We start from the raw sequence: 15426 nt of genomic DNA, 5'->3' as shown, positions 1-15426 counted from the left end.
ACCGCCGCGTGCGGCCATCCCCTACCGCCGCGTGCGGCCATCCCCTACCGCCGCGTGCAGCCATCCCCTACCGCCGCGTGCGGCCATCCCCTACCGCCGCATGCGGGCGGCGTGCGAACGGATTCGTCTGTCGGTCTGGTGACCTCGGTGCCTGTCAGGCGGCGTGGTGGCGGCCCTGGCCCGTTCCGCTTCGGCCTGTGCCAGGAGACGTGTTCGGTCCAGCAATGCAGCCACCTCGTGAGATGTGCGTCCGGGGTGATCATTCCAGCGGACGAGGTCCATCAGGTGCCCTGCTCGCTCGACCGGCGAGGGGCACCAGCGGACTGGCTCGTGCGTTCCGCGGAACGAGGCATGCCAGGTCAGATCGATGGTTCTCTGAACGAGCTGACTGCGGGCTTCCGATGGGCCACCGCCGGCGTGCACGATCGCCCCCACCAGGCAGGTGGACACCACTTGCTCGGGAGAGAGCCTGCGTGTGATTCGTGGGGAGTAGCCGGTGACGATACGTCGCTCCCCTGACGGGTGGACGTAGGCGAACCAGCCGTGCTGCATCCATCCCTTGTCTATGTGATGCGTAGCCTCGGCGAGCAGCGCAACGATGCGGTGCAACTCGACGAGCTTGGCGCTGATCCGGTCCTGGTCACGGAGCGTGCGGCGCAGCCGCTTGCGGTCACGGCGGCTCAGATGACCGGCCAGCAGAACATCGCGCTGGTCCAGTAGCGACATGGCGGCCTCTTTTGCGATGCAGAGCCGCCCCACGAGCACCGCGAGCGCCGAGGGACGGCTCGCCTCTCCGAGAACGGTCTGAATCTACGCCCGGAAACGGGGGTTATCGAGGGACCGTCCAGTCGGTACGAGTGCGCGTCAAGCCGCGAAGCAAGCCGCTCACACCGCCCCAGCGGCGCTCCGCGGCATGTACTCGGTGGGCTTACCCGTACTGCGCAGTGGTGAGGTGGTGGCACCCTGGAGGAGGACGGCTCTTCGATCTCGTCCACTCTGGAACATGTTGGAAGGAGTGACCCGTGAGCCAGGTCAACCCCAACCCAGGCATCTTGCTCTACACGCGGGTCAAGAAGTCGCCGTTCTACTACGGCTCGCGTCGCCACGGTGTCGCGCTGTACAGCGTCTATAACCACCACTACCACCCTCGGCACTACGGGGACCCGTTCGCGGAGTACTGGCAACTCCTGGAGGGCGTCACCTTGTGGGATGTCGGTGGGGCCGAGCGGCAGGTCGAGATCACCGGACCGGATGCGTTCGCCTTCACCAACCTGCTCACCCCGCGCAATCTGGCCAGGTGCGAGGTGGGCCAGTGCAAGTACGCCTTCATCACCTCAGCAGAGGGTGGCATCATCAACGACCCGGTCCTGCTGCGACTGGGGGAGAACCACTTCTGGCTCTCGCTGGCCGACACCGATGTACTGCTGTGGGCGAAGGGGGTGGCATACCAGTCGGGGCTCGAGGTGGAGATCACCGAGCCGGACGTGGGGCCGATCCAGATTCAGGGACCCAAGTCCAGGCAGGTGATGACCGACCTGTTCGGTCCACACATTCTCGAGCTCGGCTACTATCGCCTCGCGCGGCGTGAACTCGACGGCATGCAGCTGGTGATCTCACGCACTGGCTACTCCGGAGAGCTGGGATACGAGCTGTACCTGTTGAACGCTTCCCGGGACGGGCTGCGCCTGTGGGACACCGTCCTGGAGGCCGGCCGGCCGCACGACCTTTCCCCCACGGGGCCCTGTCACATCCGCCGGATCGAAGCCGGCATCCTGGCCCACGGGTGCGACATGACGATCAGCGAGAACCCCTACGAGGTGGGCTACGGCTACCGGTGGATGGTCGAGCTCGACCAGGACCAGGACTTCATCGGCAGGCAAGCGCTGCGCACGATCAGAGACCATGGCGTGGGTCGCAAACTGGTCGGCGTCGAGATCGGGGGCGAAAGACTCGGCGCCTACAGCGACGGTTCGATGCCAGACTTCTTTCCGGTGCTGCGCGGCGGTACGACGATCGGCCAGGTCACCTCGGCCTGCTACTCGCCACGGCTGGACAAGAACATCGGCTACGCCATGATTCCGGTCGAGCACAGCGAGAACGGAACCGACCTGACCGTCCAGCGCCCCGAGGAGGCCGTCCAGGCGGTGGTGGTAGACCGGGTGTTCGTCAAGCCGGAGAAGGCCGAGCAGCACGTGTCGAGCACCGGCGAGCCCAGCTGAGGGCCGCTGCGCCGACCGGAGCTCCGGATCCGAAGTCCCGTAGCGCCGACGTGATCGTCACGGCGGCTTGGTCAAGCGGTTCCGGTCCGCGATCTCCGACTAGTTGCGTCACACCGCCGCTTGCGGACCACGTCCGTCGGCAGCGGCCTCGACGCCTGTGTCCCTGTGTCCGTGGTTCGCTGTTCGGTCTCCTGATGAATGAAGGGTCATCCTCGGGGATGGGATGTACGTGTTGTGTTGACGGTGATGACTTGGAACACGCGGAATCCTCGCTCCGCAACCGGCAGACCAGGCCGTCTATGACGCGAAGCTGGCCGAACTCGCGGATGTGAATCGCACGGCCGCACCCGACCTGCTCGCGCTCCAGGAAGTCGGCGACGAGCAGTCCTTCGATGCCGCTGCGAAACGGCCACGTCCGACCGCCGCGTCTGCGGTTTCTCGAGGCAGGTGTGACCCTCATCCTCGTGACTGGCGCAACGCTGCGGCATGCCGCCAGGGAGACAGATGACTCGGGACACGACGTCGTGGAGATGGTGCGCGCGATCTCGACAGCTGGGATCGGTACACCGCGGCTCCCCTGGGGATCGGCGACCGACCCGGATGCAGCTCATGGGGAGGCGGCCCCGGGTCGGGCCCCCACCCTCGCAGAATTGGCGATGACGTTCCTCCGCGTGGTAACCGCCGGCAATCGAGTGCGGCTTCGCGGCGGGTCGAGTCGGACTATGGCGGGCCAGCTCGGGGGTGACCACCTCCTTGGAGATCTGGTCGGTTTCTTCCTCCGCCGCCGGCATTCGGCGGCATGTGCGGCAGCCGTCCCGGGTACGTCGAGTGGGTGGCTGACTCGTATGTGGAGCGTGAGAAGAAGTTCGACGTGCGCCCTGAATTCTCCCTTCCGCCGCTGGCGGGGGCCCGCCTCGAGACCCACCAGTTGCACGCGACCTACTTCGACACCGATGACGGGTTGCTCCAGGCTCGCGGCGTGACCCTGCGGCGCAGGAGAGGCGGGAGCGATGACGGCTGGCACCTGAAGGTGCCGCATCCGGAGGGGAAGCTGGAGCTCCATGCGGATGGCGGCTCCACGAAGCCGCCCCCGGAGCTCACGTCGGTGGCACGCGGCTTGCGGCTGGACCAACCCCTTCGCCAGCAGGCGATCCTGAAGACGGTGCGTGAGGCACACCGGCTGTACACGTCCGAGGGGGGACTGGTTGCCGAGGTGGCCGATGACCGGGTCTGCGCCACCGTGGGGTCGACGGGCGAGACGGTCCGTTGGCGTGAGATCGAGATCGAGCTCGGGCCGGCTGGCTCCCTCGACGCGATGCAGCGCTTGGTGGGCCAGCTCACCGAAGCCGGAGCCTCACCGTCAACGGGCGGCTCGAAGTACGCCCGCGCTGTCGGCGCGCCGCTGACCCACCGGTGGACCGGGATCGCCGGCGTGATCGACGACTACCTTCAGACACAGTATGAGCGGTTGGCGTGGGGCGATCTACGAATGAGGTGTGGGGAAAATGCGGTGCACAAGACAAGGGTCGCGGTGCGCCGCTGCCGGAGCACCCTCAGGATCTTCTCGATCCTGTTCGACGAGACCCGCACCGCACACCTGGACGCGGAGCTGAAGTGGTATGCCCAGGCACTCGGTACAGTTCGCGACCTCGATGTCGCCCGGCGCCTTCTCGAGCAAGACCTCGACTCCGCCCCTGAGACCTCGATCTCACACGCGGCGGCCGCCGGGCTGATCGGCAGTCTTGAGGACGCCCGGGAGCATGCCTGGAAGCATCTGTTGGACGTCCTGGACGGTCAGCGCTACGGCTATCTGCTTCGCGAGCTCGCCGACTGGCGTCGCGAAGCGCACTGGACCCGCGCAACCGCCGACGACCCCGATGCCGCCGACTGCGTGTGGACGTTGGTCAAACGGGCGAGGAAGAAGTCCGACAAGAGACTCGCCGATGCGGAGTCAACCGCCGACGACGCCATCGACGAAGCCTTACATCGCGCTCGGAAGGCCGCCAAGCGCACCCGCTACGCCGCCGAGCTCGCCAGACCGATCATGGGCAAGAAGGCCAAGAGGACCGCGAAGGCGCATGAGCAACGTCAAGACGTACTCGGCACGACCCAAGACCACCGCATGGTGGCTGCGGTGCTGCACGACCTGGCCGGCAAGCATGCCACCTCCTCCGACGTCGCCTTCGCCTGCGGGATCCTCGCCGAACGGCACAATCACGCCAAGGAACGAGCACGCAGGTAGACCCGACGAGACCGCGTCAGAGGCTTGCGATGCGCGTTGCCGATCGGCGAGGCCGCGAGCTCGGCTCTGACACACGCGCGCACGTGCGGGAAGGGCGCCTCGGTGCGGAGCGTGCCCTGGCGCTCAGTGAGTCCACGCTGCGCGACTGGGGCTACGAACCGGCACCCGATACACCGACGACGTTGAGGTTGCACAACTGCCCATACCGTCCGATGGCCGCCGAGGCACCGGAGCTGGTGTGCCACATGAACCAGCGATTCCTCGCGAGCTTCCTCGCCGGACTCGGCGCAGACAACGTGAGCGCGCTTCTGGCACCTCGCGAGGGCGAGTGCTGCGTCGAGCTACGGGGCTAAACCCACCCTGAGCGATCGACCCGCTCGGTGGCGACGTCAACGGCATGCGACACCGCTGTCCTGGCCACCGCCGCGCCCGGCGCACTTCTGTGCGGGCTACGGGGGCGGAAGGCACCCGGGGTCGAAGCCCGAAGATCTACGAGCGCTCCTCGAGGGAGGTTGCGGTCACGCTGCCCGCGCGGCGACCGGATGCGCTCGCCGCGATGCTCGTCGATTCGATGACCCCGGCGGAGGTTTGGTGGGCCCGATCGGCTGCTCGCTACCGCGTGAGCTCATCGAGGTCGACAACCGGCCCGCAGGAGGAGCGCTGGCCGTCACGAGCCCTCGATGACTCCGTTGGCTCCATCGAGGGCTTGCATTTCGCCGTCCATCGAACGTTGGACGTGCACGCGACATCAACAACTTCTTCACCCCTGTCAGGTGTGCGGACAGTGAGAGCGAATCCGTCGTGCGCTCGGCCTCTGCCAGGCGCCGGGCCTCCCGGACCGGGCGCACTGGTCCGGCGACAACTCGAAACGCATACCGCGTCGTTGGCTCGTATCCCGTCACCTCGATGTCGGCAGGAATCCCGCGGCCACCAGGCTGGTGGCTTTGTTCGTGGATGGGCGTGGGGTGGGGTTTGTGGGTCAGCGTGTGGTTTCGAGTGTCCTGGCGACGAGTTCGGTCACGACGCCTGGGAGATCGCCGGTGCGCTCGTAGGTGGCTCTTTGGCGCCGCGCTCCGGTGCCGGTCGATGAGAGGCGTGCTATTCCCTGGTCGACGAAGTCGACGTCGCCGGCGTCCTGAAGTGCGTAGGCGACCGTCTCGAGTAGGGCCTGTACTGCCTCCGACGCCGCGACACGTGTGGCGGTGACTGGATGGACGAGGTCGCCGGCGAGCCCGTACCTGGCCGCGCGCCACCACGCGGCCCGCAGCAGGTCGCTGCGCCACACCGGGGCCGGCGGGTCAGCGGCGGCGCAGGTGGTTACGAGTGCCCGCGCCAGCGCTACGACCACGAGGGCGTCGTCTATATCGGTGCAAGTGTCGGCCACGCGGACCTCGACGGTCGGATAGGTCGCCGAGAGCCGGGCCTCGTAGTAGATCATGCCGGGGTCGAGGGCGGCGCCGAGGTCGATCAGCGCCTGGGTGACCCGGAGGTACTCCGCCGCGGAGCCGAACGGCTCGGCGGGCCCGGCGGTCGGCCATCGGGTCCACACCTGCTGCCGCCACGACGCGTAACCGGTGTCCCGGCCGGAGGCATACGGCGAGTTCGCGGACAGCGCGGTGAGGACTGGAAGCCAGGGCCGTAGCCCATCGATGACCCGGACGCCCTCCTCGTCGTCGGCGATATCGACGTGCACGTGCATCCCGAGCGTGCCCGCGCCGCGGCCGGTGTTCCCAAACTCGCCCACGATGCGCTCGTAGCGCGGATTGGTACTCACCGCGGGATCCGCCGACCCGAGCGGGGCAGTGCCGACGGCGGCCACGGCGAAGCCGGCACTCTCTGAGGCGGCGATGGCCGTACGCCGCGCCTGCCGCAACTGAGCACCGACCTCGGCCAGGTCACTGGTCGGATCGGTGTGTGTTTCGAGCATATGGCGTAGCAGCTCCCCCTCGAGATCCGTTGCAGCGTTCGGAGGCGGCTCGTCGTGGCGGTCGGTCCGGTACTCGTGCAATACCCGCCCCGCAGCGTTGGCCAGCTCACCGGTGTTCGGATCGACCAGCAGGAGCTCCTCCTCGACGCCTATCTTTCGCACCACGGGCATGGCTTCATTGTTACGGATTCATTGTCGCGGCGCGTTCGCCAGGAGTAATCAGCGGTGGGTCCCCAGGGCGGCAGTCCGCGCATGGAACGTCAGGGGTGCGCCTTCCGCTCTCGTTCGGGAGTCGAACCGGCACTGCGAGACGTCCCGGGCTGCCCCCGGCAGCCACCGTGCACGGGATCCGCATCCCAGATCGGTACCCGTTGCGCGCACGTCAGATGCCGACCGTGCCTGTCGCGACATCAGGGCCGGTTTGCTCGCGGACCGTTGGTGAGGTCAGGAGCTGGAAAGATCACGACCGGATGGGACGAGGCTGAATACGTCTGGCCGATTCGCGGTGTATGACGCGTTCACGTGAAGACCCGGACTGGCAGCACTTCAGCATGGAGAAGTCCCGCCCGCCGAACGAGCCGGCTGCACCATCTTGAGCGATCTCTCAACCACGGCTATTGGCGGGTTTGAGCAGTCGCCCAATTCCGGGGCGCGGCTTGCAGGAGCGCTCCCCGGCCTCGTTGAGGTCTCGATCGCGCCTGCGTGCCCGAACGATGGCCACCGGGTGGGCCCGCCATCTCGGGTTCGGCCAGCGGAAGAACCTGTGCGCCGCCCGGGACGCGGCGGGCCATCTTGGGTTCGCGCCGCCGAAATGCTTACACCTGAGGGCGGAGACGCCGCGGTCGAACCGAGTCACTCCCTCTGGTCTCCTCTGCTGGTCTCCCCTTCTGGTCTGTGAGGGTTGGATCCACGACCGTGGCGTCGGCGCCCTGCGGGGCCTTGTCGGCGGGAGCCGGAGGGAGTATGCCGGTGGCATGCGTTACGTCGAGCTGTTCCGGCACACCGACAACGACGGTGACTCCCTCACCCCGGAGGGGATCGCGAAAGCCGAGTCCATCGGCCGCGAACGACTCAACCCGCCCTATGTGTTCTTCGGTTCGACCGGCGCGCACCGCGCCACCCAGATGCTCCAGATCCTGCAGCGCGCCGCAGAGCAGGAGGATGTTCCGGCCACCGCCGTACCCGGGCTGCGGTCCTCGGTCGAGGATCGTTGGCGCGCCGCCGCGGGGGCGGCAGGTCGGGGCGCAACGGTAGAGACGATGCGGGAAGTCGACCCGGATCTGGTCGAGAAGGAGACATTGCTGCTCAGCGGCGCCCTGCGGGCCGTGTTCGACGCGCTCCCCGAGGGCGGTCGGGCCCTCGTGATTGGCCACAGCCCGACCAACGAGGCCGCGGTTCTCGGCCTCACCGGGCAGGTCGTCGACCCGATCGGAAAGGGCGAGGCAGTGTTGGTGGTCGAGGACCACGGCAGATTCCAGGTCGATCCATGGCCGAGCAACCACTCGTCGTGAGCGGGGCAGCCGGCCGCAACGACGCGGTTGTCCACCCTGATGTTCCGCACCAGCAGCAGGTCGAGAGTTTACGCGCCATACGCCGTAGATGCCGGCGACTCCCGGGACCCCCACGTGCGAAACGGGGCCAGTCTGCCCGGCGACATCCCGGCACCATTCCGACGGGCCACGGAACTCCCGGCTGGCACCACTAGACACGGCGGGCGGCTCGTGAGCCAACCGTGCGCGGCTGGCGCCTCGGCTTCCCGCTCGGGCCGCGCTTTGGAGTGTGAACGATCCGGTTGAGGGAAGCCGAGGGCGTCACTCCTCGGGGATCATCAGCGGCTCGGCCGCGCGTCGTGCTTTGCCGGTGAAAGGTTCGGTCCCGCCATCTCGGTGCGGGGGCGTCGCGGCTCGGGTCGTGGTGTGCGCTCGGGCGTGTCTCGTCGGGGCTGTTGCAGGGCGCGGTCGATAGGGCCGCTGCGACCGAGCGGGTCGGCGCGTGCGATCGCCACCTTGAACCAGGCCAACAGGCTGCGCAAACTGAACCTCATGGTTGGCGTCAACTCCTTCGAGAGCGGGGACGCGATTCCAACCCGGTCGGTTCTTGGGTACCCGCTACCTCACCTGGGCATGCGCGAGATCGAGCAGATGCACATACGCTGCTGTCACTTGTGCCCCTATCCCAGTGGTCCTGCCCCAGGCCGTGACCGGCGGCCAGGTCAGCGATCGGGGGCAGAGCCATGCTCGGACGTCCGATCAACCGCCCCGGACGCGAGTTCTACAGCGACGCTAAGCCGATCTCATCGCGTCGCCGTCAACCCGGGAGAGAGGGCGTGAGGCGGCGCTGCCTAGACCTCGCGACGAGTCCACCCGGCCGGTTCGGACACCCAATGGCGACCTGCAGCCGGCTCCAGGCCCGACGGGCGCCCTGAGGGGTCCGCCCGGTGATCGGTGCACGGATTGATCCGCTGAGGTGCCTTTGAAGAGGTGGGTCGTCTCCGACCAACACTCCCTCGGAACTGCCGGGCCAACGTCTCAGCATTGGCGCGCCCCGCTGGGAATCGGGGGTGTCCCAGCGGGGCGCATGGGCCTCTCGGCGCCGGGGCATGGGCCTCGGGGTCTGGGAGGCTCCAAACATGCTACGACTCGAGCTCAACGATGGCCACATCGCGTCGGAGACATCCTGCGGCTGCAGTCCCCAGGGAGATGCTCACCTGCGCGCCGTACCGCCGAACACGATCGGCCCCAGCCCTGTCTTCCCACGTCGTCCCACACACACTCCCGATCACTCTCCCAACCGCTCGGGTGCCGGCGGTCAGACGATCGGAGGGAGTCTCTGCGATACATACTCCGCACCCAGCGGTGAGTGATCGGCCCGGGACGCGGGGCTGGTTCCCGGAGGGGTCCTCGAGTCGGACTGGTCGGGCGCTGTAGACGCCATCAGTGGTCTCGTAGCCAGGGAATCAGCCCGCCAGCGAGAAGGACGTCGATCTGACGTGGCGAGAGCCGGTGCCGCACGGTGTACTCCGTGCTCCGGGTGGTGTTGCGCACGGTCATCGGGTGCTCGCGACCCGCGCGGAGGGCGCGGTGGATCCCGGAGAGGGTGAGCACGTCGCCGACCTCGACCGCCCCGTGGTCATCGTTGACGAGTTCGAGCGGCAGGATCCCGAAGTTCACCAGGTTCTGCCAGTGGATCCGAGCGTAGGACCGGGCCAGGACCATGCGCAGGCCGAGGTAGCGAGGTGCGAGCGCGGCGTGTTCGCGGGACGATCCTTGGCCGTAGTTCGATCCGCCGAGGATCACGTGTCCGGTATCGCGGCTGTGGAGACCCGTGGCCGGGTAGTCGGGGTCCACATCGCGGAAGGCGAACTCGGCGAGCTTGGGGATGTTGCTGCGGTAGGGCAGCGCCTCGGCTCCGGCCGGCATGATGGTGTCGGTGGAGATGTCGTCGCCCACGATGACCAGGACCGGTGCCGCGACCTGGTCGGGGAACGGGTCGAGGTCGGGAAGATCGCCGATGTTCGACCCTTTCACGAGCTCGACGCGGGCCGCATCCTTCGAGGGCAACGGTGGCTCGAGCATGGTCGTGTTCACGCTCGACTCCGCGGGCAGGTCTAGCGTTGGGTACTCCAGATCGAATCGGTCGCCTAAGGTGCGCGGATCGGTGATCACCCCGGTCAGAGCCGACGCCGCCGCGGTCTCGGGAGAGCAGAGGTAGACGTGGTCGTCGGGGGTGCCCGATCTGCCGGGGAAGTTCCGTGGCATCGTACGCAGGCTGTTGCCGTTGGTGGTCGGCGACTGGCCCATGCCGATGCAGCCCAGGCAGCCCGACTGGTGCAGCCTCGCACCGGCGGCGACCATGTCGAAGGTCGCGCCCAACCGGGTCAGGTCCTGCAGGATCTGCCGCGAGGTGGGGTTGACGTCGAAGGACACCGCCGGGTCGGTCTGTCGTCCCTTCACGATCGCGGCCGCGATGGCGAAGTCGCGCAGCCCAGGGTTGGCCGAGGATCCGATCACGACCTGCTCGATCTCGGTGCCGGCCACCTCGGCGACCGGCACGACGTTGCCCGGCGAGCTAGGCGTGGCGATCAGCGGCTCGACCGCGGCCAGGTCGATCGCCTCGTGCACGTCGTAGTCGGCACCGTCGTCGGCCCTCAGCTCGACGTAGTCGTCCTCACGCTGCTCCGAGCGCAGGAACTCGCGCACCCGGTCGTCGGAGGGGAACACGGTGCTGGTCGCGCCGAGCTCGGCGCCCATGTTGGCGACCACATGCCGGTCCATCGCGGAGAGGGTCTCAACGCCGGGACCGTAGTACTCGATCACCCGGTTCAGGCCGCCCTTGACGCCGTGGCGTCGGAGCATCTCCAGGACCACGTCCTTCGCGCTGGTCCACGGTCGCAGCCGGTTGGTCAGGCGCACCCCCCACACCTCGGGCATCCTCACGTAGACGGGTTCGCCGGCGATCGCCCGGGCCACCTCGATCCCGCCGAGGCCGATCGCCAGCATCCCGAGCGCCCCGGCGGCGGGGGTGTGGCTGTCGCTGCCCACCATCGTCTTTCCCGGGATCCCGAAGCGCTGCATGTGGGTCGGGTGGGAGACCCCGTTGCCCGGCTTGGAGTACCACAGCCCGAAACGTCGGCAGGCCGAGCGCAGGAACTCGTGGTCCTCGGCGTTGCGGCTGCCCGACTGCAGCAGGTTGTGGTCGACGTACTGCACCGAGACCTCGGTGCGCGCCCGGTCCAGGCCCATGGCCTCCAGCTCGAGCATCACCATGGTCCCGGTCGCGTCCTGGGTCAGGGTCTGGTCGATCCGCAGCCCGACCTCCTCCCCGGGCGCGCCCGAGCCATCGACCAGGTGGGCGTCGATGAGCTTCTGGGTGAGGTTGCTGGCCATCGGACCTCCTCGGCTGACAATGCCCTTTCGGATTCGTACCCCTTCCGGGAGGGGTCACTCCAACCTCGGCACACCCGGGGTCGAAGACCGCGATACCGGCCGCCAAGGGCCGCCTTGGCCAGCACCCTACGGTGACGGGCCGGCCAGCACGGACGCGGGAGCACGGACGCGGGAGCACGCTGGTCGCGGAGGGGGCCAGGCACGTCAGATCGCCCGATGGCGGTGGCGTATGGCCAGGTTCGTCCGCGAGGCCAGGAGTATTGGCTGCTGCCCGCGCATACGCATGTGGCGACCTGGTGGTCGCGAACCCACTTGGTCGATCCCCCGCGTGCTCGCTCACAGCAACATCACGCCCCGGTGCCCATTCACGGGTGGTGTGGCCCGGACGCGATCCGGCCGCCGCGTCCGGCGACGGAGTGAACTCCATCCGTGGGCCTCACCCCCGGCGGGCGAGCCAAACCGCCCGGTTCGGGTTGTCGCGGGGCGCGGGCGTGCGCCGGTGCCCGGGACTACGGCCCGCTCCCTCCACCGCATCGGTCCGGCCGCATCGGTCCGGCCGCATCAGTGGCGGCATCGGTCCGGCGGCATCTGCGTTCTGTCCGAGCCTGCTCACCGTCTGGGTTCTGCTCCGAGCCGATCGGCGTAGGTGTCGCCAAGGGTGTGTCAGTATCCCGGACCGCCACTACCGCCTCCGCTACCACCGCCGTAGACGACCACCAAAACGATGACGACTGCGGCAACCACGAGTACTCCAGCGATGACCCAACCCTTGGTCAGCAACCTGACCACCGACGCCTCTCCTGCCCGAGGGCGATTGATGTATCCGGTCAACATTCTTCACCCCCAAATACGCGTCGGCGCCGACGAGGGTTCACCCGGCGAAGGATCCACCGGGCCCGGGAGTCCAGTCCCGGGCGGGCTTCATCGTTCGACCGGGTCGATCACACCATGTCGATCAATGGGATCCCGCCCCAGACACAGCCGGCTCGCGGGATCGGCCGGTCCCGCGATGTCGACCGACGCGCCGCGGTCGGGAGCAGGCCGCGGACTGGAGCATCCCTGACCGGAACGTCCACGACGGCGATCGCACGGCCACGTCGCTCTGACTGCCGGGAACATCGGGACAACCCTTCGCGCCGCATGCCTTTCGCGGCGCGTGCATGGGAGCACCCTTCGAGGGGTACGCAACCATCCGTCCGCCATGGCGGGGTCGACTCCCGACACCGCAGATCAACATCAACGTCAACATCGACAAGACCGAGATGGAGCGGCCATATGACTGACGGGAAGCTCATGGGGCTCCCCGACTCGCGCGCCAAGGAACCGATCTCGGCGGTGCTCGCCGGACCGTACGCCCATCCTCTCCACCCGATCCTGGTCACGCTGCCGATCGGCTCGTGGGTCGCCAGCGTGGTCTTCGACGTGGCCTCCCACCTGGGCGGGCCCGCGGACGTGTTGGCAGTCGGCGCGCGCTGGCTGCTCGCGACCGGGGTAATCGGCGCCGTTGCCGCGGCGTGCGTGGGGTTCCTCGACTTCCTGCTCATCCCGTCTCGGACTCCGGCTCACCGCACCGCCGTGCAACACATGTCGCTGAACCTGGTGGTCACGGCCGGGTTCACGGCCAGTTTCGCCTGGCGGGTCGGCCAGTCGCCAGGTCCCGTCCCGGCAGGGCCGCTGCTGGTGTCCCTCGTGTGTCTGGCGCTGCTCGTGGTCTCGGGCACCCTGGGCGGGCGGCTCGCCTACCGGTACGGCGTCCGCGTGGCCACCGAATCCGTGCAGGCCGAGGGCTTCGAGCCGACCGGGCCGCGCGACCGGTCAAAAGGCCTGGCTGTTGGTCGCTCACGCACTTCGAAGGGAACATGAACATGGAATGGGCAGCACTGATCACCTGGGTGATGACCGCGGGCGTCGGCGTCTACATGCTCACCACCTGGGCCCGCGCCGGAGGCGCCCGACCAGCGGCGGGATCGGCCAGCAACTTTCCACCACCAGTCGTCTTCGGTCACTTCCTGCTCGCCGCAGCGGGCCTGGTGGTGTGGATCATCTACCTGGCCACCGACAACGACACCCTGACCTGGGTGGCGTTCGCGGACCTGGTCATCGTCGCCGTCATCGGCGATCTGCTCATCCTCCGGTGGCTCCGGGACCGGCGCGCTCCGACCGCTAGCCGGGGCACTCACAACGCCGAGCAAGAGGCCGTACCGGCCGCTGCGACTCCGATGGGCAGCGAAACCGCGCTGGCCGAGCAGCATATTCCCCTTGCCGTGGTCGCCACCCACGGCGTCTTCGCGGTCGCCACCATCGTGCTGGTCTTGCTCGTCGCCCTCGGGGTCGGAACCTAACGCCGCGAGGTTCGAAGACCAACCCGAGGCTCTGGCCACATCGATCACGCGTCCCGAGACAGGGGCCCTGGACGAGAACTATGTCCACGTTCACCCTTCGAAGAGGACGCGGATATGACGCGGGTATTGGGTGCCAGCGATTCCGGTGACCGGGATTTGGGCTGACCCGTTGCCGCTGCCTGACCCGTTCCGCCAACGCGGACCTGCCTCACACGCTCCGCCGGCGGATCGTCTATTCCACGCGCCGATGGCCGAAGCATTCCTTCACCACGAGCCGGGCCATTACGAGCTGCGCGCCGTGCCGTCGAAGGTCGGATGGGCATTGATGCCCGCTTCTGATTCGAGGACCTCGAGATCGACATCACCTGGCGATGGACACGAGCGCCGGCACTGTCGAGAGGATGGCCGACCCCGGCGACCCGAGCGCAAGAGCCCGTCGGCGGGGGCATCAACCGGGTTGTTTGTGGCTCTCAGCGTCCGTTGACCTCGAAGATGTTGCCGCTGGGGTCCTTGAACCACGCCATCTTCACCAGCCCGGCCTGGTGAATGTCGCCATCGCGGGTCGCGCCGGGAAGGCCGTCGTACCGCTGGAACGTGCTCACACCCGATGACTTGAGCTCTTCGATGGTGCTCGCCACATCATCGACGGTCCAGGCTGCGGTCGTTGCCCTGTTAGTCCCGGATTCCTCCGATGCGTAGATGATGAGGTCGCTCCTACCGGTTCGGTACTGGATCCAGCCCGGTCCCTCTCGAAACCTCGCCAAATGCAGCTTCGACTCGTAGAAGTCGCTGGCCTCGTCCAGATCGTGGACGGCCACCAGCGTCGTGATGTCGGTGTTCGTCAACAAGCCATCGTCCTTTCAAGTGGGGCTGTCATGGCCTCTGTAGATCTCCGTAGATGGCAGTACCCACGGTAGAACCCCCGCCCTGCAACCGCTTGTTCCGTCAACCACCCCGACCCGACGCCGGAGGACAGCCCTGCCCGGCGTCGCGCAGTTGATGGTCGCGCAGGTGATGGACGGCGCCCGAGGCCACCCCACTCCGGCTCACGGCTCACGGCTCACGGCTCACGGCTCACGGCTCACGGCTCACGGCTCACGGCTCACGGCTCACGGCGCACGGCTCATAGAGCAAGCCACGACCCGGATCCCGCCAGGTCCCAAACCGAGAATCCCTCTCGGCCGGCTCGTGACGCATGCGGAGTCGGCTCCAGGGCGCCTCCAAGCGGCGTCTACACCCCGCGGTAGGACGCGCACTCGAGCACGCGGAGGCCCTGACGCGGCGACACCTCCTAGATCGGGCGGGTGATCCGGCTCGCGGGCCTCGTTCAGCGCCGACCTCGAACCGGAGGGACCGGCCGTCGGCAGTCCGGGTCCGCGCCGGCCTCACCTAGTGTCGGGTTCCGGATTCGTCGACGGGCCCGCCGCTCGGGGAGACGGATTGTCAGCCGAAGATGGGTGATTACGCTTGTGGCACAACCTCGGGAGGTATCACGATGCGTGACGCAACACCCACTGCGCCACCGGTGGAACCCGGGCCGATCGTGCCCGGTCCGGAGCCCGATGATCCGGCCGTCCCTGACCCCGACCTGCCACCGGATCCGATCCCCCAACCTGACCCCGCACCAACCCCGGAACCCGACCCGACCGGGCCTGGCGATCCAGGAGAGCCAGGCCCACCGGCGCCGCCGATCTCGGTCCGCCGATCAGCCGAAAGCGCCTCGTCAACGGCTGAACCTCGCGGAAAGTGCCGGATCATGCCAACCATGGACCCGTGCACCGGCACTCAGCCGGACCACGGCCGCGGATCG

Annotated in this window: 10 protein-coding genes; 6 read left to right on the top strand and 4 right to left on the bottom strand. The window is 68.0% G+C overall.

Going from position 1 to position 15426, the window contains the following annotated elements:
- Nucleotides 1-90: 90 nt before the first annotated feature.
- Nucleotides 91-726, bottom strand: coding sequence for a DUF6197 family protein (locus tag VGJ24_RS08480; RefSeq protein ID WP_331500093.1), 636 nt, complete (start codon nucleotides 724-726; stop codon nucleotides 91-93).
- 296 nt (nucleotides 727-1022) lie between these two features.
- Here VGJ24_RS08480 and VGJ24_RS08475 point away from each other — a divergent pair, with 296 nt between their 5' ends.
- From VGJ24_RS08475 to VGJ24_RS08465, 3 genes are all read left to right on the top strand, one after another.
- Complete coding sequence (locus tag VGJ24_RS08475; RefSeq protein ID WP_331500092.1) at nucleotides 1023-2219, top strand: glycine cleavage T C-terminal barrel domain-containing protein; 1197 nt, start codon at nucleotides 1023-1025, stop codon at nucleotides 2217-2219.
- Between the two features lie 847 nt (nucleotides 2220-3066).
- A complete protein-coding gene (locus tag VGJ24_RS08470; RefSeq protein ID WP_331500091.1) occupies nucleotides 3067-4461 on the top strand; it encodes a CYTH and CHAD domain-containing protein in 1395 nt (464 codons plus the stop codon).
- 83 nt (nucleotides 4462-4544) lie between these two features.
- Entirely contained in the window at nucleotides 4545-4814 is a 270-nt protein-coding gene (locus tag VGJ24_RS08465) for a hypothetical protein (RefSeq protein ID WP_331500090.1), read from the top strand.
- Nucleotides 4815-5440: 626 nt separating this feature from the next.
- Here VGJ24_RS08465 and VGJ24_RS08460 read toward each other — a convergent pair.
- Nucleotides 5441-6559: a glutamate--cysteine ligase gene (locus VGJ24_RS08460; protein ID WP_331500089.1), complete on the bottom strand. Its 1119-nt coding sequence runs from the start codon at nucleotides 6557-6559 to the stop codon at nucleotides 5441-5443.
- Nucleotides 6560-7362: 803 nt separating this feature from the next.
- Between VGJ24_RS08460 and VGJ24_RS08455 the strand changes: the two genes are divergently transcribed.
- Nucleotides 7363-7899: a hypothetical protein gene (locus VGJ24_RS08455; RefSeq protein ID WP_331500088.1), complete on the top strand. Its 537-nt coding sequence runs from the start codon at nucleotides 7363-7365 to the stop codon at nucleotides 7897-7899.
- 1422 nt (nucleotides 7900-9321) lie between these two features.
- Here VGJ24_RS08455 and VGJ24_RS08450 read toward each other — a convergent pair.
- On the bottom strand, nucleotides 9322-11274 hold the full coding sequence (locus VGJ24_RS08450; protein WP_331500087.1) for an aconitate hydratase: 1953 nt from the start codon (nucleotides 11272-11274) through the stop codon (nucleotides 9322-9324).
- Between the two features lie 1275 nt (nucleotides 11275-12549).
- On the opposite strand from VGJ24_RS08450, the gene VGJ24_RS08445 reads away from it, so the two are divergent.
- Together VGJ24_RS08445 and VGJ24_RS08440 are read left to right on the top strand one after the other, a co-directional pair.
- Nucleotides 12550-13137 carry a DUF2231 domain-containing protein gene (locus VGJ24_RS08445; protein ID WP_331500086.1) on the top strand — a complete coding sequence of 196 codons (588 nt, stop codon included), beginning with the start codon at nucleotides 12550-12552 and terminating at the stop codon, nucleotides 13135-13137.
- 2 nt (nucleotides 13138-13139) lie between these two features.
- Nucleotides 13140-13616, top strand: coding sequence for a hypothetical protein (locus VGJ24_RS08440; RefSeq protein WP_331500085.1), 477 nt, complete (start codon nucleotides 13140-13142; stop codon nucleotides 13614-13616).
- Between the two features lie 470 nt (nucleotides 13617-14086).
- Here the strand turns inward: VGJ24_RS08440 and VGJ24_RS08435 are convergent, their stop codons facing one another.
- Entirely contained in the window at nucleotides 14087-14461 is a 375-nt protein-coding gene (locus VGJ24_RS08435) for a VOC family protein (protein WP_331500084.1), read from the bottom strand.
- Nucleotides 14462-15426 lie beyond the last annotated feature (965 nt).

Source organism: Nocardioides sp., assembly GCF_036493135.1.
Taxonomy (GTDB): Bacteria; Actinomycetota; Actinomycetes; order Propionibacteriales; family Nocardioidaceae; genus Nocardioides.
This window is presented reverse-complemented; position numbering and strand designations above follow the sequence as displayed.